The sequence below is a fragment of the Desulfobacula phenolica genome, assembly GCF_900105645.1.
Lineage (GTDB): Bacteria > Desulfobacterota > Desulfobacteria > Desulfobacterales > Desulfobacteraceae > Desulfobacula > Desulfobacula toluolica.
On the sequence record NZ_FNLL01000009.1, the window covers coordinates 60125 to 80333 of the forward strand.

14 protein-coding genes are annotated in these 20209 nt (G+C 41.7%); 3 read left to right on the forward strand and 11 right to left on the reverse strand.

Features of this window, described 5'->3' with window-relative positions; all coding sequences use genetic code 11:
• Both proS and ispG read right to left on the reverse strand, forming a co-directional pair.
• On the reverse strand, window positions 1-1512 hold the full coding sequence (proS, locus tag BLT94_RS14930) for a proline--tRNA ligase (RefSeq protein ID WP_092235730.1): 1512 nt from the start codon (window positions 1510-1512) through the stop codon (window positions 1-3).
• A complete protein-coding gene (ispG, locus tag BLT94_RS14935; protein WP_092235732.1) occupies window positions 1496-2590 on the reverse strand; it encodes a flavodoxin-dependent (E)-4-hydroxy-3-methylbut-2-enyl-diphosphate synthase in 1095 nt (364 codons plus the stop codon). The genes proS and ispG overlap by 17 nt, the downstream gene beginning before the upstream one ends.
• A gap of 352 nt (window positions 2591-2942) precedes the next feature.
• On the opposite strand from ispG, the gene BLT94_RS14945 reads away from it, so the two are divergent.
• Window positions 2943-3347, forward strand: a complete 405-nt coding sequence (locus tag BLT94_RS14945; protein WP_092235738.1) for a cyclic nucleotide-binding domain-containing protein — start codon at window positions 2943-2945, stop codon at window positions 3345-3347.
• A 169-nt stretch (window positions 3348-3516) separates the two neighbouring features.
• Here the strand turns inward: BLT94_RS14945 and cbiR are convergent, their stop codons facing one another.
• The 7 genes from cbiR to BLT94_RS14985 all read right to left on the reverse strand — a co-directional run bounded on the left by cbiR (window position 3517) and on the right by BLT94_RS14985 (window position 10112).
• Window positions 3517-4335: a cobamide remodeling phosphodiesterase CbiR gene (cbiR, locus tag BLT94_RS14950; protein ID WP_092235741.1), complete on the reverse strand. Its 819-nt coding sequence runs from the start codon at window positions 4333-4335 to the stop codon at window positions 3517-3519.
• A 209-nt stretch (window positions 4336-4544) separates the two neighbouring features.
• On the reverse strand, window positions 4545-5495 hold the full coding sequence (cbiB, locus tag BLT94_RS14960) for an adenosylcobinamide-phosphate synthase CbiB (RefSeq protein ID WP_092235747.1): 951 nt from the start codon (window positions 5493-5495) through the stop codon (window positions 4545-4547).
• Complete coding sequence (locus BLT94_RS14965; RefSeq protein WP_092235750.1) at window positions 5488-6573, reverse strand: pyridoxal phosphate-dependent aminotransferase; 1086 nt, start codon at window positions 6571-6573, stop codon at window positions 5488-5490. Before BLT94_RS14965 ends, cbiB begins: the two co-directional genes overlap by 8 nt.
• 14 nt (window positions 6574-6587) lie before the next feature.
• Complete coding sequence (locus BLT94_RS14970) at window positions 6588-7346, reverse strand: adenosylcobinamide-GDP ribazoletransferase (protein ID WP_092235753.1); 759 nt, start codon at window positions 7344-7346, stop codon at window positions 6588-6590.
• Window positions 7343-8287, reverse strand: coding sequence for a radical SAM protein (locus tag BLT94_RS14975; protein ID WP_092235755.1), 945 nt, complete (start codon window positions 8285-8287; stop codon window positions 7343-7345). The genes BLT94_RS14970 and BLT94_RS14975 overlap by 4 nt, the downstream gene beginning before the upstream one ends.
• Window positions 8288-8324: 37 nt before the next feature.
• Window positions 8325-8858, reverse strand: coding sequence for a bifunctional adenosylcobinamide kinase/adenosylcobinamide-phosphate guanylyltransferase (gene cobU, locus BLT94_RS14980; protein WP_092235758.1), 534 nt, complete (start codon window positions 8856-8858; stop codon window positions 8325-8327).
• Window positions 8859-8867: 9 nt separating this feature from the next.
• Window positions 8868-10112, reverse strand: a complete 1245-nt coding sequence (locus tag BLT94_RS14985) for a GAF domain-containing protein (protein ID WP_139169046.1) — start codon at window positions 10110-10112, stop codon at window positions 8868-8870.
• Between the two features lie 331 nt (window positions 10113-10443).
• Between BLT94_RS14985 and BLT94_RS14990 the strand changes: the two genes are divergently transcribed.
• The gene (locus BLT94_RS14990; protein ID WP_092235764.1) at window positions 10444-11964 is read left to right on the forward strand and encodes a sigma-54 interaction domain-containing protein; all 1521 of its coding nucleotides are present in this window, start codon (window positions 10444-10446) and stop codon (window positions 11962-11964) included.
• A gap of 280 nt (window positions 11965-12244) precedes the next feature.
• On the opposite strand, the gene gcvT is transcribed toward BLT94_RS14990, so the two are convergent.
• The gene (gene gcvT / locus BLT94_RS14995; RefSeq protein ID WP_092236176.1) at window positions 12245-14929 is read right to left on the reverse strand and encodes a glycine cleavage system aminomethyltransferase GcvT; all 2685 of its coding nucleotides are present in this window, start codon (window positions 14927-14929) and stop codon (window positions 12245-12247) included.
• 419 nt (window positions 14930-15348) lie between these two features.
• Window positions 15349-16809, reverse strand: a complete 1461-nt coding sequence (locus tag BLT94_RS15005; protein ID WP_092235770.1) for an amidohydrolase family protein — start codon at window positions 16807-16809, stop codon at window positions 15349-15351.
• A 367-nt stretch (window positions 16810-17176) separates the two neighbouring features.
• Here BLT94_RS15005 and BLT94_RS15010 point away from each other — a divergent pair, with 367 nt between their 5' ends.
• Window positions 17177-20203 carry a PEP/pyruvate-binding domain-containing protein gene (locus tag BLT94_RS15010; protein ID WP_092235773.1) on the forward strand — a complete coding sequence of 1009 codons (3027 nt, stop codon included), beginning with the start codon at window positions 17177-17179 and terminating at the stop codon, window positions 20201-20203.
• Window positions 20204-20209 lie beyond the last annotated feature (6 nt).

The window sequence follows — 20209 nt, forward strand, 5'->3', positions numbered from 1 at the left end:
TTAATATGCTTTTGCAAAGAGTACCCTTCGTGAACTGGGGTTATCACAACAAATGCACCTGCCTTCTTCTGTCGGGCTGTCAAACGGAATACAGCGAATGGTGACGGACAGATCTTTTTTGATTTTTTCCTCACATTTTTCTGATCCGCACCAGTGGGACATGATAAAAGCACCATTATTAAAGCCCTTGGATTTTTGATACAGCTTGTAAAATTCCTTTTTATCATCAATTTCAAAAGTGTTTTCTTTTCTTCGGATTACTGCCCGGTTAAAAAGACTATCCTGAATATTATCCAGAATATCAGTAATCTGATCAATAAACTCTTCTCTGTCTATGGATTGTTTCTGGTTTGAGGGGTTGTCCCTTCTGGCCATGAACACACTGTTTTGTTCAATATCCCTTGGACCAAGTTCAATCCTGACGGGAATACCTTTTTTCACCCAGCCCCAACCTCTGGCACCGCCGATATCCCTGTCGTCAATTTCAACAATAATCTTTCTGCCATGAAATTGTTTTTCTTCCAATGCATCTTTAAGGCCCTGGGCGCTTTCCATAATGGTTCGCCGATCTTCATCTTTTTTAAAAATCGGAAGAATGACGACATGAGCCGGCGCTATCCGGGGTGGCAACACCAGGCCGTCATCGTCCGAATGCACCATGATCATTCCGCCGATCATCCGGGTGGAGACTCCCCAGGACGTGGTCCAGGCAAAAGTTTCCGTGCCCTCTTCATTTTGAAATTTTATATCCGAACCTTTGGCAAAATTCTGGCCCAGAAAATGGGAGGTGCCGGCCTGAAGCGCTCTTTTATCCTGCATCATGGCTTCAATGCAAGTGGTATCATCGGCTCCCGGAAACCGTTCTGAAACCGTTTTTCTGCCCCTGATCACCGGCATGGCCAGAGAGTCTTCAACAAATTTTGTATAGATATCCAGCATGAGCATGGTTCTCTCTTTTGCTTCGGATTCCGTGGCATGGGCGGTATGTCCTTCCTGCCATAAAAATTCGCTGGTTCTTAGAAACATACGGGTCCGCATCTCCCATCGAACAACATTTGCCCACTGGTTTAACAAAATAGGCAAATCCCTGTAACTTGTTGTCCATCTGGCCATTGATTCCCCGATAATGGTTTCTGATGTTGGACGGACAATCAAAGGCTCAGTCAGTTTTCCAGCCGGTTTTAAACCGCCTTCACCATCGGATTCAAGCTTGTGGTGGGTTACAACGGCACACTCTTTGGCAAACCCTTCCACATGCTCCGCCTCTTTTTCCAGGTAGCTTAACGGAATAAACAAGGGAAAATATGCATTTTTCACACCGGTTTGCTTAAACATGGCATCCATCTGGTGCATAATATTTTCCCAGATGGCATACCCCCAAGGTTTTATCACCATGCATCCCCTGACAGGTGAATTTTCCGCCATATCCGATGCTTTGATCACTTCCTGATACCAGGCTGGATAATCTTGTTCCCGGGTTGGGGTGATCGCTGTTTTACTCTTTTTTGCCATTCACTTTCTCCGAATTCTTTATCATTTTGTCTATTTCGCTCAGCAATTGATCCACAAGTTCATCCTGATCTATTTTCCGTATAACTTTTCCCTTTTTAAATAGAATCCCCTTGCCATAACCACCTGCGATGCCGATATCCGCCTCTTTTGCTTCACCGGGTCCATTTACCACACATCCCATAATCGCAACTTTAATCCGGGAAGACCGTTCAAGTAAAGCTTTTTCTACTTGTTCGGCAATTTTAAAAAGATCAATTTTACACCGTCCGCATGTGGGGCACGAAATCAGTTCCGGTCCGCGGCTTCTGATCCCCAGAGACCTTAAAATTTCATAACCGGTCCTGACTTCTTCAACCGGGTCCCGTGTCAATGAAACCCGGAGGGTATCACCCAACCCCTGGGCCAAAAGCATACCAATGCCGATGGCTGATTTTGTGATACCCGCATAAAGCCCGCCGGCTTCCGTTACCCCGATATGAAAAGGTACATCCGTTCTGGGTGCCAGCAGCCGGTAGGCAGCCACTGTTCTTGAAACATCCGAAGCTTTCAGGGACACTTTTATGTCATGAAAATCCAGGTCCTCAAGAATTTTGATATTGCGCACCGCGCTCTCCACCATGGCTTGAGGCGTTGTTCCCAGGCGCTGTTCAATCTCTTGTTCAAGAGAACCTGCATTCACGCCTATCCGAATTGGAATACCATGTTTTTTTGCACAATCCACGACTGCTTTAATTTTTTTGGCTTCCCCGATATTACCCGGATTTATTCTTAAGGCATCAGCACCTGCTGTTGCAGATGCCAGTGCCAGCCTGAAATCAAAATGAATATCAGCAATGATTGGAATGGTGATCTGCTGCTTGATCTTTTCAATGGCCTGCGCCGCTTCCATGTCAGGAACCGCCACCCGGATGATTTCACAACCGGCCTTTTCAAGAGCAAGAATCTGGTTAACCGTAGCCACCACATCCTGGGTCTGGGTATTGGTCATGGATTGAACTGAAACCTGGGCCATGGAACCTATTTTAACATTGCCGACACTGATTTGCCGGGTGGAACGTCTTTGATCAACCAGTGACATCTTAAAGTTTCCTGCAATTAATAAAAATTAAAAGCTCACAGAATTGCCTTTAATCTGTAAGCCGTAAATATTGTTTTTTTTCGAACCTTAAAGATACCAAAGCTGTTCTTTTTATTCAAGACAACACTCTTTATAAACTTTGGATAATTATAAATTGACTTTATATATACTCTTTTTTCCAAAGGTTGATCAAAACACAATAACAAAAGCCTGATCTCATTGATCCATGATCCCATTTATCCAAGTAAGGGCAGCAAATCCTTTGATTGACTTACTGCTGAGTTTAATTTATTCTATCAGTAACAGTTATTGATATGTTATTTACTACACGCTATGTCTAAAAGGAGATGAAATGTTTAATGAAATTAATATATTAAGAGCAATGCCTATTTTTAAAAATATAGAGATTGGAAAACTTGAAAAAATTTTCAACCTCCTCCACCTGGTAAAAATAAAAAAAGGGGATGTCCTGATAAAAGAAGATGAAATTGCAAGAGAATTTTATATTCTCCTTTCAGGTCAATATAAAATCTCATTTAAAAACGGAAAACATATCACATTGGACAAAAAAGGGGATTTTATCGGCTGGGCAACCATCATTGCAGCACCCAAATATCTGGGGACAGGCATTGCATTAACCGACGGCGATGCATTCAAACTTACCCGCCAGGATTTCATGGATCTTTTGATCAGTGACTCGGAAATAGGAAATCAAATCATGGCAAACGGCAGTGAGCTTACCGCAAAACATCTTTGAGCCCGAAACGATATCACCCTCAACCTTATTTTTCCACGGCAAGAGGGTTTTCATCGTAAACGACCCCATCTGCATCAAGGTCAATAATTACAAAAAAACATGGATTCACAGGTCTTATCCAAAAAGTATCATAATTTTTGGATAAGACCTGTGTTGAATCTTCTCAATGTCAGACACATGGCGCAATATTTTTAAATATCTTTGAAAGAAAAGCCAAGGATCGATTCAGGTTTTCAAGATTAAACACCTCAATACTGACCACCCCTTCAAAATTTTCCAGAATGAATTGAACTTGTCTGAAATGCTTTTCCGGCAATTTATCCAAAGCAGTATGATCTTTTCCAGGCAATACGGAAAAATCAACACCATGCAGGTGCATGATGGACGTTCTGAATTGATGTTTTTCAAAAGTTTTCAAAAGATTATGACCATATTTTATCTGGTGACCGACATCAATACACACGGACGTTTTAAACTCCTCCACCAGGGTTTCGACCATGGAAAACGGGTAGTCAAGGGTTTCCACGGAAATAATCCCGGGATTGGACAGTCCTGACACCAATGCTCCAAGGCCTTGTCGGGTTTTTTCTTCCCACTCTTTGAGCTGTTTTAAATTACCCGTATCCGTTTTAATCCTCTGGGGCATCTCAAGGTGAAGTGTTTGGGTGCTGGGTTCAAGGGGGGCAAAAAGATCAATGACCTTTAAAAGCATGTCCGCAGCTTTTTGTCTTTTTTCCAAATTATCGCAAGTCAGACTCACATCAATTGGAAGATGGATATTGTAAGTTAAATTCAATTTTTGGGATAACTCTAAAAGAGTTTTTACATCATCTTTTGAAGGCAAAACTTCTTCAGGCAGGCTTTCAAACACAAGCAGCTCGATTTCATCAAAAAAAGCCCCCAGTTTTTTTACATTGGGGATAATATGATCTGGAAAAATAAACGAAGTTGTCCCAAGCTTGAACGGTTTGTCAGGTAATACGGCCATTGAAATTTTTTCCTTTAAAAATTTTTATATGAAAGTTTTCAAAAATTTAAACAGTGACTTTCAAGCTCTGTTGTGGGCAAACCAAGGTGCAAGACCAAGTCTGCCCGTGGCAGTTATTAAGGAATTCAAATTAAATAACATTGACAATCAAAGGACAAAGAGTTGTTTTTGGCCAAAGGCCCTTCAAAGTTCTTAGTCCTAAGAGTACTCTAAACAACAAAGAAAAAGACGACTGAAACCAGGATGGCTGTCAAAGAGCTGAGCATCATCAGATCACAAGCCTGTTTTATTTTTTCTTTTTCAGGATCTTTAAAATCTTTTCCAATAAACGGCTTTTCAACCATGGCACCATGATACATGTTTGGCCCGCCAAGTCTTATTTCAAGGGCACCTGAAAAAGCAGCCTCCGGATAACCGGCATTAGGGCTTTTATGGCGTGATCCCTGGGCAAATCCAGTCTTTAATGCCAGAATCCCTTTCTTAAACGAAAGCAGACCTGCACTTAAGGCAATGACCAGTACCGACAGTCTTGCCGGAATAAAATTGGCCACATCGTCAATTCTTGCAGATGCCCGACCAAAAAGAAGATATGTGTCATTTTTATAGCCTACCATTGAATCCAGGGTATTGATCATTTTGTAGGCAAGAGCCCATGGCACCCCCCCGATCATTGCAAAAAACAAAGGCGATAAAAACCCGTCCACAAAATTTTCAGCCACTGTTTCCACACTGGCGCGTGTAATGGCTTTTTGATCCAGATCCTGTGTCTGCCGGCCCACAATCATGGAAACTTTTTTCCGTGCTTTTTCAATATTATTCTCTTTAAGAGCAAAAAAAACACCTGATGCAGCTTTTTCAAGGCTTTTTGATGAAAAACAGAAGAACAGCAGAATGACCTGAACAAGATCGCCAAAAACAGGATGGACAGCCATGCTCAATTTTATAATGATAAAGGCGATCAGCCATGTGGAAAAAATCAGAAAACAGGAAAAAAACAGCCCGGAAACCAGAAGATGCTTGAACCATTTTCTGAAACGGCTCTCAAAAAAGCTGATGGCCTTTCCCATATAAATGATTGGATGAGGCAAGATGTCAGGATCGCCAAAGATAAAGTCAAGGATAAACGCAGCCGGAATAATGTACCAATGAATTTCAATCATTTTTCACAGCCTTTTTTATCAACTCGGCAAGATGCAAATTGACAGGTCTTTGCTTTAATGAAAATCTCACATACTGATCGGACAGGCCCATAAAATTGGAACAATCCCGGATCAGCACTTTGTGTTGTCCGATTTTTTTGCAAAATTCTTCTGAGGTCAGCCCGTTTGTCAGCCGGGCCAAAATAAAATATGTGGTTGAATCCAACAATTTTAATTCTTGAATATCCTCAAGACTTTCAAGAAAAAGCTGTTTTTCCGTTTTAATATAGTCTCTTGTTTTCTGATAAAAGGGTTCGATTTTTTCAGGGTGATCAAAGATATGTTCTATCACTGTCTGGGCAAGTGCATTAACACTCCAGGGCTGGTAACAGGCCATGATTTTTTCAGCAAGTTTTCTGGATGCGCTTAAAAAACCGGTACGAAGCCCTGGTATCCTGAATATTTTGGACATGGAGGACAACACAATCAGATTTTTATATCCGGTTTCCGACACCAGGGATATCTCACGGGCCTGATCCACAAATGGAAGATAGGATTCATCAATGATAAAAACCGTATCCTCGTGTTTTTGAATCAGGTAGTCAAGCTGTTCTCTTGGCATCAATGCGCCCGTCGGGTTGTTGGGGTTACAAAGAAACACCGTATCCGCGTCTTTTGCCATTCTGGACAGATCGTCAATATCTGGTGCAAACATTGTTGGCTCTTTTGCAAGGCAATGCGCAAAGTCAATGTTATGCATAAGGCAGGCATCCTTGTAATCCGAATAGGTTGGACCGGCAATCAACACCTTTTTTGAGGCCAAAGCTTTGGGGATGGTGTAAATAAACCAGGTGGTTCCGTTGCCTGCCACAACGTTTTCATGATCTATTCCGTGAAAGTGTGCAAAGCCTTTTCTCATGGTCACGGCATCTGCTTCAGGCAGAGATCGTATTTTAACCAGGTTGTTGCAAATGACTTTTTCTATGTTTTCAGGCGGTCCCAGAGGATTTAAATTGCTGCTCATGTCAACAATTTCATCAACCCCGCAGCCCAGTGTTTCTGCCAGATTTGCTTTGTTTCCGCCATGGCCGATAATCATTTTATTTCTTCCTTTTAAGCGATTAATGCCCCGGTTGCCAAAAATAAAACCGCTTCCAGGATTTCAGTCATGGCACCCAGCATATCTCCTGTAATACAATTGAGTGTTTTTTTGTAAAACCCCAGTATCAGCAACAGGGTTCCAAGAAAAACCAGGTTCAAAACCAGACATTTATACCCCAAAAAAAGGGAGATGACCACAGGAATCAGCACAAAGGCAAAATCCTTTGGACCAATGCCCTTTTCAAACAAATCAAGCCCGGTCCCGGTCTCTTTTCTGCCGTAATCCAGCACCTTGATGCCAACGATCATTGCCCCGCGAGCATATGCCGGAACAATCAACAGCAGACCCATTGTTTGAAAAAGGGTTCCGGTTGTTTTGACGGAATAAATCCCGGCGGCTTTAACAGCCAGGATACAGACCACTGCCACAAGCCCCATCATACCTGTTCTGCTGTCTTTCATGATTTCAAGAGCCCGTTCTTTGGAGCGGTGACTGAACAACCCGTCTGCCGCATCCCCCAAACCGTCGAGATGAAATGCCCCGGTCACCACAACCAGGAAAAGAACATCAAGAACTGCTGCCACACCAGGCGACCAAAGTGTTGAAACGCCCGCATCAAATACCAGGAGAAGCCCCCCAAGTATAAGCCCGACAACGGGGAAAAATTTAATCATGCCCATGGGAGAATAGGCCACATCTTTTCCTGCCGGAAGAATGGTGATAAACAAGATTGCAGATCTTAAATCCGTTAATATGTTTTTTATTGTCATGAGTCTTTTAATGTCTGATAGAAAACACCCCGTTCCTGGGTTTTTCCAACTATTTTGCCTTCCTGTTCAAGTATGGTTATATGGTTGTCGATCACCTCTTTTTCAACCCCTAAAATCTTCAGCAGATCCTGCTTTGTGCAGGGTCTGCGATGAATGGTTTCAACAATGGCCGCTTTTATATTTTCTCTTTGTATGTGTGCCCTGATATTTTTATCCACCTTTGCAATGATCTGGCTATTGGGAAACCCTATAATTTGGATTGCTCGTTCAAGCTCGGATCTTGAGGCGGGTTTAATGCCCGCAAGAGTTCCAGGCCGGTCAAGGGTATTGATCTGAACCAGGTTTGGCTGAATTTTTTGAACAGCCTCTTTGAGCAGCAGCAAATCAGATGTACTGTCATTAATTCCCGGAAGAATGAAAATTTCCAGCCAGATCTTTCCCTTGTATTCTTTTGCAAAAGCTTCAATTCCCTTTACAATTTCATTGGTATCCAGAGTCTTGCCAGGCCTGTTAATCCTGGCAAATGCCTTGTCTGACACAGCATCAAGAGAAGGCACCACAAGATCTGCTTTTAAAAGCGCATGCCGGACTGTTGGATCAAAAAAAAGGGTGGAATTGGTCAAAACAGCTACATTAATATGGGGTTTTTTCTCTTTGATATAACCTATGACCTGTCCCAGTTTGCTGTTTAATGTTGGTTCGCCTGCACCGGAAAACGTTATATAGTCAGGATCATCATTATGCTGCCAGAAATGGTCCAGTTCTTTTTTCACGTCCTTGAACCGGACATACTCTTTTTGCTCCATGGTTAACCGGGTGGTTTTCCCGCACTCACAATAAATACAGTCCAGACTGCAGGTTTTATGAGTAACCAGATCAACTCCCAGGGAAATGCCAAGCCGCCTGGACGGAACCGGTCCGAAAATATGATGATATTGCATGAATGTTTGTTTCCTTCTATGGTATGGGCTTTAGCTGCTATAATTTTGGTTTTATCTGGTGATCAATTCCGGCAAACATCATAACAACCTTGTCGGCTGTTTTTGCAATCCGCTGATTGACAAGCCCTGCAACATCCCTGAACTGCCTGGCAAGCATATTTTCAGGAACAATACCCATGCCCACCTCATTGGAAACCAGGAATACCGGACATTTGCACTGTTCAAGGGAATTTTCCAGATCTTGAATAGCCCCGTCAATTTGATTGTTGTCATAGGAATGAAACAAGAGATTGGATGTCCACAGGGTCAGACAATCCACCAGGATAACACCGGCTTTTGAAGAAAACTCATTAATTTTTTCATGAATTTTAACCGCTTCTTCAATGGTTATCCAGTCTTCTCCCCGTTCTTTTTGATGCTTTTCCACCCGTTTTTCCATTTCAATATCGGTTGGCACGGAAGTGGCAATAAACACTTTATTTTTTTTTTCTATCCTGTTGGCCTGATCCAGAGCAAAAGAGCTTTTCCCGCTTCTGCATCCGCCCATCACAAATGTTACACCTTTTTTCAAAATACAAACCTATCCTTTATTCTTATCTTGTTTGGTATCCTTATCGCTTTTAGTTCCCCAAATATCAACAATTTTAGTATCTCCGGGATAATCAACCGTGCGATACCTGGTAATATTGGATAATTTTTTTGTGATTTTTCCAAGCCGGGTTGCCTGGGTTTTTATGGAAGTAAGGTTGTTGGTTTCAATTGTGTCTACTTTATCTGCTGATTCTGAACCCATCAATAATAGTTCGGAAAAACCTAAAATTGCCTGCAATGGCTGATTAATCTCATGACAGACCGCCCCTGCCATCTCAAGAACACCCTGGAGTCTTTCTTTTTCGTATTTTTCTTTTTCAGCCAATCTTCTCCGGCTGATGTCCGTAAGTATTGCAATGGTCCATGCAGCGGGATCAGACACATCACCACAGTTCAGCTTGATATGGACCGGAAACAGAGTCTTGTCCTGTTTAACCATATCAATTTCATAATCTGCCGTACCATTGTTGACAAGGCTGTAATATATTTTTTTCCCGTTAACATCATAATGATCAATATCAGGATAGAGCATCCTTGTACTTTTATTCTCAAAATCCTGTTTTGATTGATATCCAAACATTCGAACCATTTCATTATTAACCCACTTGAAAATCCGTTTCTGCGCAAGGCCGATTCCCACTGGTAACGATTCCAGAATTTTTTCAAGAATATGTTGCTGCTCTGCCGATTTTTCATCCGATTTTTTTCGTTCAATGGCAAGGGCAATATGCCGGGAAACTGAGTCTAAAAGTTCCAGATCCTTTTTTTTATAGTCGCTTGCTGAAGTATAGCTTTGAACCACAATGACGCCTTTTACCCTGTCATGGATAATTAAAGGTACGCCAAGCCAGATTTTTCCGACTGTTTTCCTTGATTTTTGTTTTTGCTGATCAGCAAGCCGAATAAGATCCTTGTTATAAAAAATCATTGGTTTTTTGTTTTGAATGACCATGCCGGTGGAAGAGGCTGTTTTACTCAAACCAATTATCTCTTCGGGTGCCTCACCTTTTTCATCCGCATAATATGGAAATGTGATGGAATCACTTGCTTTATCGTAAAGAGCGATATAAAAATTATCCGCATTAAGAATTTCATCCAGACTTTTATGAATCACTGCATAGAGTTCATCCAGATTCCGGGTTGTGTTGATTGCTTCGGATATGTCAAACAATACTTTCAGGGTGTTATCGGGACTTCGCTTCTTTTTCGTTTTTGCAGATTGATTTTTTCCCATGACAACCCTTTTTGTCTTTTTATTTAAGGCACATCCAAAAAAAATCACATTATTCCATTAAAGCTTGATTTTATCAAGAACAATTGCTTCATTAAAAAGGCTATCACCTGTAAAGTAAAAAACGATTCAACCGGAATTAATCAGGTGATAAAATTTCTTATGCCCGGACAGATTAAAAATTTCCTTTTTAATCACGGCAAAACATTATATCTTGTTATAAAATCAAATTTTATGCAATAATATTCCCACAGGGCCTCTTTTTGTGAAATATTTCAATACAACTTTTAAATCAATAGCTTAATTATGAATTTAAGTATGCGGAACAAAATAAATGAAATTTTTTGAAGAAATATCACTTTTATATGAAATCAGTGAATCACTGAACCAGCATATGGACATGAAAAAATCATTATTCAAGGTATTAAGCGTTCTGTCTGAATCCTTGAACCTGGTAAGGGGGATCATTTTTTTGATCAGCTCTGAAACCGGTGAAATTAGAATTGAAATGGCCCATGGCATTTCTAAAGAAACCACCCGCAAAATCAAATATCTTCCAGGGGAAGGCATAATCGGTCGAGTCATTCAAACCGGAGAGTCGGCTGTGGTTCCCCGCATCAGCAAAGAACCGCTGTTCCTTGACAAAACCCATTCAAGGCAGGTCATGGAAGGTCGGGATTATTCTTTTATCTGCGTCCCCATAAAAAAAGACAACAGGGTCATAGGAGCCATCAGTGCCGATCAACCCTTTGAGGGGAAAAAATCCCTGGAAAAGGGCGAAAAGCTCCTGTCTGTGGTGGCAACCATGGTAGCACATCATGTGATCAATATTGAAACCATAAGAGTTGAAAAAGAACAGCTTAAAACAGAAAATATACGACTGAAATCAGCACTTGAAAACAGATACAGCTTTACCAACATTATCGGCAATTCCAATAAAATGAGAGAAGTTCTTCAAATGATCGCCCAGGTATCATCTTCTTCAGCCACTGTTTTGATCCGGGGAGAAAGCGGGACGGGAAAAGAACTGGTTGCCAATGCCATCCATTATAACAGCAATAGAAACAAAAAACCCTTTATCAAGATCAATTGTGCAGCCATCCCGGAAAACCTTATTGAAAGTGAATTGTTCGGTCATGAAAAAGGATCGTTTACCGGAGCTTCCCATCAGAAAAAAGGGAAATTTGAGATAGCGGACAAAGGCACTGTCTTTCTGGATGAAATCGGAAACATGGCCCTTTCAGCACAGGTAAAACTCTTAAGGGTGCTGCAGGAAAAAGAATTTGAACGCGTAGGGGGATACACCCCCATTAAAAGTGATGTCAGAATCATTGCCGCAACCAACTCAAATCTTGAAGAGATGTCCCGACAGGGCAAATTCAGGGATGATCTTTATTTCAGGCTGAATGTATTCCCGATTTATATTCCCAGCCTTCGAATGCGCAAAACCGATATCATTTTGCTGGCCGATCACTTTCTTGAAAAATACAGAAAAGAACATGGAAAAGAGATCAAACGCATCACCTCCCCTGCCATTGACATGATGATGGAATATCACTGGCCCGGAAATGTAAGGGAATTGGAAAACTGTATTGAAAGGGCTGTCATCCTCTGTAATGAAGGTGCCATCCACAGCTATCACCTTCCTGCCACCCTTCAAACCGGAACCAAATCCAAAACCCTTCCCTTATCCCTTGAAGATGCGGTTGCCCACCTTGAAAAAGAGATCCTCATGGATGCGTTGAAAAACACCAAAGGAAATATTCATAAGGCATCAAAACTCATTGGAATCACTGTTAGAAAATTTTCCTATAAGGCTGCTAAATATAGTATCAATTATAAAGAGTATCGATAGCATGCCGGCCCGGGAACAATGAGGATTCAATTGTGGTGCAAAGCAAAATAATTTTTATGCCTTTCAAGTCGGTTTGAAAGGCTTTAAAAACAAATCTATTTTGCATCACCGAAATTCAGCACTGCACCGGCACGGACTTTTTGAGATAATCTTCCATTAGTCCGGAACCGGTACAGTGATCTGGTGAGCATGTCATGCTGATTTTAGATAATGGGATCACATGGTTATATTTTTCCTGAAAGGGGGACCGATTTGAAATATGTCCCTGACAAACCAGATCCTAAGCCAATGCATGAAGTTTTTCCATCAAACCTTCAAGATTCTTTGAATTGTCAAAACAAAACTGCATTTGTGTAAATTGTTTTCTCAAGCCAATCACCTCATCCTTGATTGATTTAGCCCCTTTAACACCATCATGAATCAATTGGGCAAGGACCTGGAAATCTTGTTCTTTCATACCGAAACGGGTCATTTCAGACACGCCCATGCGCAAGGAACCGGAGGCGGTAAAGCCCTCTTCTTCCGGGGTGGCCTGATAATTGACAATAACATTGTTTTTCTCAAGAAAGTCCGCTACCTCCGGACCTTTTGAATATCCCACATTCACAATGACCTGATGGGTATGAGTGAAGCCATCGGCTTTCTCTCCTGCCACATCAATGCCCAGTTCAGCCAGGGCTGATGCAAACGCCCTGGCATTGGCAATCACCTGTTTCTGGTAGTCGTCTTTAAAATGATTCATCTCATAGGCTGAGGCCAGCAGACCCAGCATGGTTCCAAGATGATGATTGCTCACGCTTCCCGGAAAAGTTCTTCTTTCAATGGCTTCCCACAGAGGATATCTCTGGTCATCAAGAGCATAATTCCCCGCAACAATACCTCTCTGGGTGCCGAAAAAAGTTTTATGGGTTGAACCGGTCACAAGATCGGCACCATCTTTGAACGGTTCCTGAAAATGGGGGCCTACAAGCCCCAGCACATGGGCCATATCATACATTATTACAGTATCAAGCCCTGCGGCTTTTACCATTTTGCGGATTTGGGCCACAGGTTCCGGGTATATGGTCATGCTTTTGCCGAAAATAATCAGCTCCGGCTGATGGATTTCAATGAGTTTTTGGCAGGCAGGTACATCAATCTTGTACAAATTGTCCTGGCAGACCGGGAAATTGACCACTGCAGGCTTTTCGGTTTTCGGGTCCCGTGCCACAAAATCGCGCAAAGCTCCCATGGGCTGGGCACTTAAATGGCCGCCGTTAAGGATGTGGTTGTTCATGATTTTCCGGATACGGCGCTGTTCACTTTTTCTGTCCACCCGGTTGAGATAATCCACCATGGCACTGAACACAGCCGTATTGGCCATCTGACCCGATAGTACACGGGTTTCCACGGTACGGCACCCCAAAAATTTTTGGAATTCCTGTACCAGCAACTCTTCCACTTCACTTATAAACTGGGTTCCCTGGTAATAAAATACCTCATGATCACAAAAGGCTTTTACTTTTTTATGTTCTGCATATCTGCCCGAAGAGTCCATGATGGAAAGCAGTCTTGAAAAAGAGGAGGCTGTCTGCTCCGAGGGGATGAGATTGATGCATTGGGACTGGCGCCAGGTGGTGTTGTCCACGGCTTTTTGAATAAGACCTGACATCAGGGATTCGGTTTTTGACATTGTGCCGGACTGTGTTTCTTTTGTCTGCGATGCCTTTGCCGGGGACACCTCCACACCCAGTTGATTCCAGACAATAGCTCTGGCATTGGGAGGTGCTTCCGCTCTCATGTGATAGGGAACCACAACCCCTGTGTATATTTTTTTGCGGATCTTAATTTCAAGCTGATCCCCCTGTACAACATCTGCATCCACAAGTGCAAGTGCAATTGCCCTTTTTTCATCATTCTCCGTCAACACGGAAAAAAGCCCCTCTCCTTGCGTACTCCAGTAAGGCACCATGGTGCCGCTGGTGATATACCCGACATGGCGACCGTCTTTCATCACTTCACAGCCGTTCCTGGCAATGCCTTTGCCGGTAACGGCCACCGGCACAATAACCCGGGGCAGGGCCTCAATATTGGAATAATCGAAATCCGCAATGCGTTTCAATGCACTGAACTGTTCAATCAGGGCAGCCTTACCAATGAAATCACCTTTTTGAGCAGCAAAGCTGACGGCAAATTTAGCAAGGGGGCAGGCAAAAATGGGAATGGGTTTATTGTCCGGGTCATCTCCGAATTCATGGCCGTACAGGGGCAGCGAAGCTTCAAGCCGCAGCGTATCCCTGGCACCCAGCCCAATGGGTTCCACCCCCTGTGCCAGGAGCAGATCCCATATTTTAACGGCATCATCCTTGTCCATGAAGAGTTCAAATCCAAGCGGATCACCAGTATAACCGGTCCTGGCAAGCAGCACTTTTGCTCCACAAATCATCACCTCGCTCAAGGTGTTTCTCAGGGGAATAGGCAGGGTGCCAGAATCTATAAGTGCATTCATGACTTTTTTGGAGGCAGGTCCCTGAAGACTTAGCATCCCCATATCAAGGGTATGATCCTTTAATTGAAGATCATCAAATTTTTTGGCCTGTTCCATAAAATGGTTCCAGTCCTTTTCACGGTTGGATGCATTGACCACCAGCAGGTAGTTGTCTTCATGAAACCGGTAGAGATAGGCATCATCAACAGCATGTCCGTTTTCATCCGGTATGATGGTGTACTGGCTCTCGCCCACTTCAAGAGCCCCGGCATTGTTGGTCAGCACCCGCTGGAGAAACGGCAGTCTATCTTTTCCGCTGATAATAAACCGTCCCATATGGGACACGTCAAAAAGTCCTGAACTCTTCCGGGTAGCCAAGTGTTCCTGAATCACTCCTTTTTCATATTGTACCGGCATATCCCAGCCGCCGAAATCAACCATTGTGGCACCCAGTGCCCTGTGTTGTTCATTAAAAAATGTTTTGCTTAATGAAGACATATCTGATTTTTCCTTCTCAAGTAAAAGTTTTAATTTTATACCATCCAAGCAAAGCCCGTAAATCGCTAAAAAGTATTTTGATTTTTGCATTTATTTCTTATTATAAGCTTTACCTTTTATGGTACGATACATTTTTTCGATCTGAAATGAAATAACAGCCGCCTGTTTTTTTAGTTAATACAATCTTCTTTTTTGCAAGAAAATCAAAATTTTTCTTGTTGCTGATCCTTAATTTTCTCGGTTTGGCAGAAGTATTTATATACCATCCAGGTATAGCTAAAACCGGAGTTGCATAATGTTTATCCCAGGTTGACTGTTCTATCCATTTTTGCAGACATTTTGCCTGCCGGATTGTTTGCAAAACGGCTTTTGTTTTTGTCCACCCCGGGATCAGTTGTGCAAGCAATTGTCAGCACTCTTTACTTAAGTATTAAATCGGAATACCCGGACATATCAGCTTCAAATTTTTCAAAACGAGCGTCAAGCGAATCGGTTAATAAATTTTTATCGCTTTTTGAAAAGAAAGAATGTTTAATGCTGTTGTACACATATTCTTTCACCTTTTCATAGCTTGGTTTATATCTTGTTGCCAGCAAAACGTATTCCCCGGTTAAATTGTTCCTGGAAACTCCTGAATCGTCTGTACATATAACTATTGGAACGTCGTATTTTGAATATATCAGATAAGGGTGATCATTATCCTTAACCCCCAATATAAATTCATTGCTGGTAAAGCAGATCTCTATGACCGATTTTTCTTTGATTTCCTGCAATAGCTTGATAGCGTTGTCTTCATAAGGCAAATCCACACCATGCCCTATCCTTTGAGCGCCGGTGGTATGTATGGCCTGAGAAATATGGAACTTTAAATTTTTCGGGCGCACCATGCCGAGTGTAAGTTCGCCTGCGTGCAATGATTTGTTAACGCTTGGGAATTTCTTTTTTAAGTATGCAAACATCTGCATGTGTAAATTATAATCCGCGATTGCAACCACACCATTTTCAGGGCCGACAATATTAACCCCTACCAGAAGATCGGATTTATCAACAGCCTTAAATGCTGAATACAGCGCTGAAAATACTTTGCTTGGCGAACTGTTTCTTGATGCATATGTTTGATAACGCATCATAAATTGATCATCATCCACACCCTTATGAGCTTCTTCTACTGTCTTGATGAATCCATAAACCGATTCTTTAAAAGTATTGTCTGCATCTATTCTCGAAGACATTACGTCAAGAAGTAATGAAACAGCTTCATTATCGGCGGCTTTCCTGATTTTTTCATCAAAATTTTCATTAAATTCTTTATCAGAGTATGAGTAACCGACTGATTTAAGCATGAGTTCTATAAAACCGACATTTTCTTTTATGGCCCGGTCTTTTAAAATCATCAGGCCTTTGTTGTAATGCTGAGAAATTGGACCAAAATAACCGAATGTATTAAAAAAATTAGCATCCGGGGGTGGCTGCAAGTGGTAATGATTCTGGTAGTCTTTGTCAGACCAAAGGGTTAAAAGTTTTCTATAAAGTTTGTTGTCGGAACGTAATTCATCAACGCAAATACTGCTGTCAGTAGTTGCTTTACTGATATAAAGTGTGTTTTTGTCTATCCAATAACCGGCATCTTTAACCCAATCTAAATATGTTTCCGCATAAATACTTCCTGAATAATGATTGTGCAGGTCTCCGCCTTTTGGCATGTTGGAAAAAAAAAGGGTAAGTTGAGCTGTATCCGGTGATTTGCCTTCAATCAGTTCTTCATAAAGCAGAGCAGTTTTATGTGCATTATCCAAATTAGAACTTGATTTTATTTCAAGAGTTGAACATCCGGCTATTGTGAAAATTGCAACAATAAATACAGCTAATCTCAATTTCATGTCTCCTCCTATCAATACTTGTTTTATGTGTTAACGGTTGAAATGTTTGATCCTGTACTTTGAATTCGCACCAGTTATTGGTTCAATAAATCCACTGTGCGGAAGATTATAATATCATTTTTTAATTTTCTGCAAGTTGCAAACTTCTGTATATTTCACTTATAATCTCCAGAAGAGACTGCCGTCGGTCTTAGCAATAATTTATACAAAAAAATCATAAATCATGGCAGTATAGAAATAAGACGCCATTTACCTTGAGCCAAGTCCGCTCTTTCATTGCATTCAAGTATTATTTTTTATATAAATTAAGATTAAAAAAGTTTACCTTAATTAAAAAGGTATCAATCATTTAAAAAGGTTTATACAGATGAAGAATCATTCAAATGACTCGATTAAAGTTCCTTCCCTTAAATTATATCATGAGCTAATGGCCAAAAAGGTGGGGGACATCCTCCTGGTATCCTGTCCGTATGATGCATTCATCATGGAGGAAGAAGGCCGCCTGTCAACAAGAATTATCAATGAGTATAAAGGACTTAACCTGTCAAAACCGCCGAGGCTTACATGGGTGTCATCTGCATCAGAAGCATTCCGGCGACTTGAGAACAAGAAATTTGATTTGATTCTTGCCATGCCCAGCCTGGATGGAATGGATGTCTACACCTTTGGTGAGCAAGTAAAGGCCAGATATTCCGAACTGCCTTTTTTCATGCTGCTGCACAATACCTGTGATATTGACAAGTACATCTGTGTGGATAATTCCACGGCCATTGACCGCACTTATATCTGGGGCGGGAATGCAGACCTTTTGCTGGCCATTATCAAAAATTTTGAAGATGAAATGAATGTGGCCTTTGATACGGAGAACGGCAATGTCAGGGTGATTATCCTGGTGGAAGATTCCCCTTATCATTATTCTTCTTTTTTGCCGGTGCTTTATAAACAGATTGTACTGCAGACTCTTTCCGTTATTGATGAATCCATTAACGAAGAACATAGGTTGTTAAAGATGCGTGGCAGGCCCAAGGTGCTGATGGCTCATAATTATGAAGAGGCCATGGTTCTGTATGAAAAATACAAACCTTATCTGTTGTCGGTTTTTTCCGATATGCGATACCGGAAAAAAGGGGTTGAGGATGAAGAAGCAGGATATAAGCTTCTATCAAAAATCAAAAAAGAGATCCCGGATCTGCCGGTATTGATCCTGAGTACGGAGGAGCGTAACAGGAAAAAAGTTCTTGATATCCCGGCAGTATTTATCAATAAGAATTCAAACAACTTAAACAATCGAATTAAAAGTTTTTTTGTGTCCTATCTCGGGTTTGGGGATTTTGTTTTTCGACTGCCCAATGGAAAGGAAATTGCCAGGGCCAGGGATTTAAGAGCCATTGAAAAGCTTTTGTCTGAAATTCCCGATGATTCAATTGTTTATCATGCCATGAACAATGATTTTTCAAGGTGGTTTATGGCCAGGAGTGAATTTGATTTTGCAATGCGGCTCAGGCCTTATAAGATAAGTGATTTTCCAGATGCCCGGGAATTGAAAAGCTTTTTAACCGAGAGCATCCATGCCAGAAGAAAAGGGTCCAGGCAGGGGCAGATTATTGATTTTGATTCTGAAAAATTAGATTCTGATACGGATTTTATGAAAATCGGAAACGGCTCCCTTGGCGGCAAGGCCAGGGGACTTGCCTTTATAGCCTCCCAGATAAAACGCGACCCTTCTTTGCAAGACAAGTTTCCTGACGTGGATATCAGTATTCCCCAGACCTTTGTGATTTCAACGGAAGGATTTAAAAGTTTTATTGAAGAAAACAGACTTTCCAGGCTTCTGGAACCTGATAATGCCCCGGAAGACGAGTACATTGTTGCGCAATTTGTTGAGGCCCGTTTCCCGGTAGGGTTGAAAAAAAGCCTGGAAGCCTATTTGAGGAATGTAAAATACCCCATTGCAGTGAGGTCTTCCTCTCTTTTTGAAGATGCCCATTATCAACCTTTTGCCGGATTGTATAACACCTATATGCTTCCCAATTCACATCCTGATTTTGAAAAACGGCTGGAACGGCTTATTATGGCAATCAAACTGGTTTATGCCTCCACCTATCTTAAAGCACCCAGATCTTATGCAAGATCAACCATGCACAGAACTGAGGATGAGGAAATGGCCGTGATTCTGCAGCAATTGACCGGCAAGGCACACAAACAGTACTTTTACCCGTCAATTTCAGGCGTGGCCCGGTCATATAATTTTTATCCCATCTCCCATTTAAAGGCGGAAGAGGGCATAAGCTATATTGCGCTGGGCCTTGGAAAAATCGTTATGGAAGGCGGTCAAACTTTGAGATTCTGCCCGAAATATCCCCAGTTTCTGCCCCAGTTTTCCATGATAAATGATATCCTTGAAAACTCTCAAAAATATTTTTATGCATTAAAACTTGATGAATTCCCGGATGATGAAAAATTCATATCTGAATCTCCTGAAGATCCTACTATTGCAAAAATAGACATAAATGATGCAACCGATCATCCGGTTGTCAGGAGTTTATCCTCCACCTTTCATGTCCAGGATAACCGGATCAGAGATTCTTTTTCAAATAAAGGCTTTCCCATATTAACCTTTGCCAATATTTTAAAATACAATTCTTTTCCCCTGGCCTCCATTCTTGAAGAAGTGACCAAAATCGGAAGAAAATGGATGGGGGCGTCTGTTGAGATCGAATTTGCAGTTACGTTACCGGAAAACGGGACTCAAAAAGCACAGTTTTCCTTGCTGCAAATCAGGCCCATGGGACGGTACAAACAAAATCTCAAGGTGAAAATAGGAAAAGATGACATTAAGGATGCGTTTTGTTATTCCACTATGTCACTTGGGAACGGAGAATATAAGGATATCTATGATGTTGTCTATGTGGACCCTGCAACCTTTGATCCAGGTAAAACCATTGAAATAGCAACGGAAATAAATAAAATCAATGCCCTGTTTAATGAAAATAACAAAAAATACGTCCTGATCGGGCCGGGCAGGTGGGGAACTTCAGACCGGTGGCTGGGGATTCCGGTTGTCTGGAATGATATTTCCAATGTGGGAGTAATGCTGGAAACCACCATTGAAAGCATCAAGGCAGATCCTTCCCAGGGGTCTCATTTTTTCCAGAACATCACCTCTCTTGGTATCAGTTATATTACCGTATCAGATAAGGGAGAGGATTTTATTGATTATGAATTTTTCAGTTGTCAGACATGCGAAACCACAACAACTTATCTGAAGCATATAAAATTTGAAAATCCCATAAAAATTCTTGTGGACGGAAAGACCTCCCAGGCAGTATTAATGCCCTATAAGGATAAAGAACCTGAAGATATCATGGATGATATTCCGCATGTTGATCCTTAGGCGGCA

Bases quoted from the DNA above. Each gene is read 5' to 3' on its own strand.
- BLT94_RS15010 (WP_092235773.1), top strand. From the start codon at position 17,177: ATGAAGAATCATTCAAATGACTCGATTAAAGTTCCTTCCCTTAAATTA.
- BLT94_RS14990 (WP_092235764.1), top strand. From the start codon at position 10,444: ATGAAATTTTTTGAAGAAATATCACTTTTATATGAAATCAGTGAATCA.
- BLT94_RS15005 (WP_092235770.1), bottom strand. From the start codon at position 16,809: ATGAAATTGAGATTAGCTGTATTTATTGTTGCAATTTTCACAATAGCC.
- proS (WP_092235730.1), bottom strand. From the start codon at position 1,512: ATGGCAAAAAAGAGTAAAACAGCGATCACCCCAACCCGGGAACAAGAT.
- cbiR (WP_092235741.1), bottom strand. From the start codon at position 4,335: ATGGCCGTATTACCTGACAAACCGTTCAAGCTTGGGACAACTTCGTTT.
- BLT94_RS14975 (WP_092235755.1), bottom strand. From the start codon at position 8,287: ATGCAATATCATCATATTTTCGGACCGGTTCCGTCCAGGCGGCTTGGC.
- ispG (WP_092235732.1), bottom strand. From the start codon at position 2,590: ATGTCACTGGTTGATCAAAGACGTTCCACCCGGCAAATCAGTGTCGGC.
- BLT94_RS14945 (WP_092235738.1), top strand. From the start codon at position 2,943: ATGTTTAATGAAATTAATATATTAAGAGCAATGCCTATTTTTAAAAAT.
- BLT94_RS14970 (WP_092235753.1), bottom strand. From the start codon at position 7,346: ATGACAATAAAAAACATATTAACGGATTTAAGATCTGCAATCTTGTTT.
- BLT94_RS14965 (WP_092235750.1), bottom strand. From the start codon at position 6,573: ATGATTATCGGCCATGGCGGAAACAAAGCAAATCTGGCAGAAACACTG.
- cbiB (WP_092235747.1), bottom strand. From the start codon at position 5,495: ATGATTGAAATTCATTGGTACATTATTCCGGCTGCGTTTATCCTTGAC.
- gcvT (WP_092236176.1), bottom strand. From the start codon at position 14,929: ATGTCTTCATTAAGCAAAACATTTTTTAATGAACAACACAGGGCACTG.
- BLT94_RS14985 (WP_139169046.1), bottom strand. From the start codon at position 10,112: ATGGGAAAAAATCAATCTGCAAAAACGAAAAAGAAGCGAAGTCCCGAT.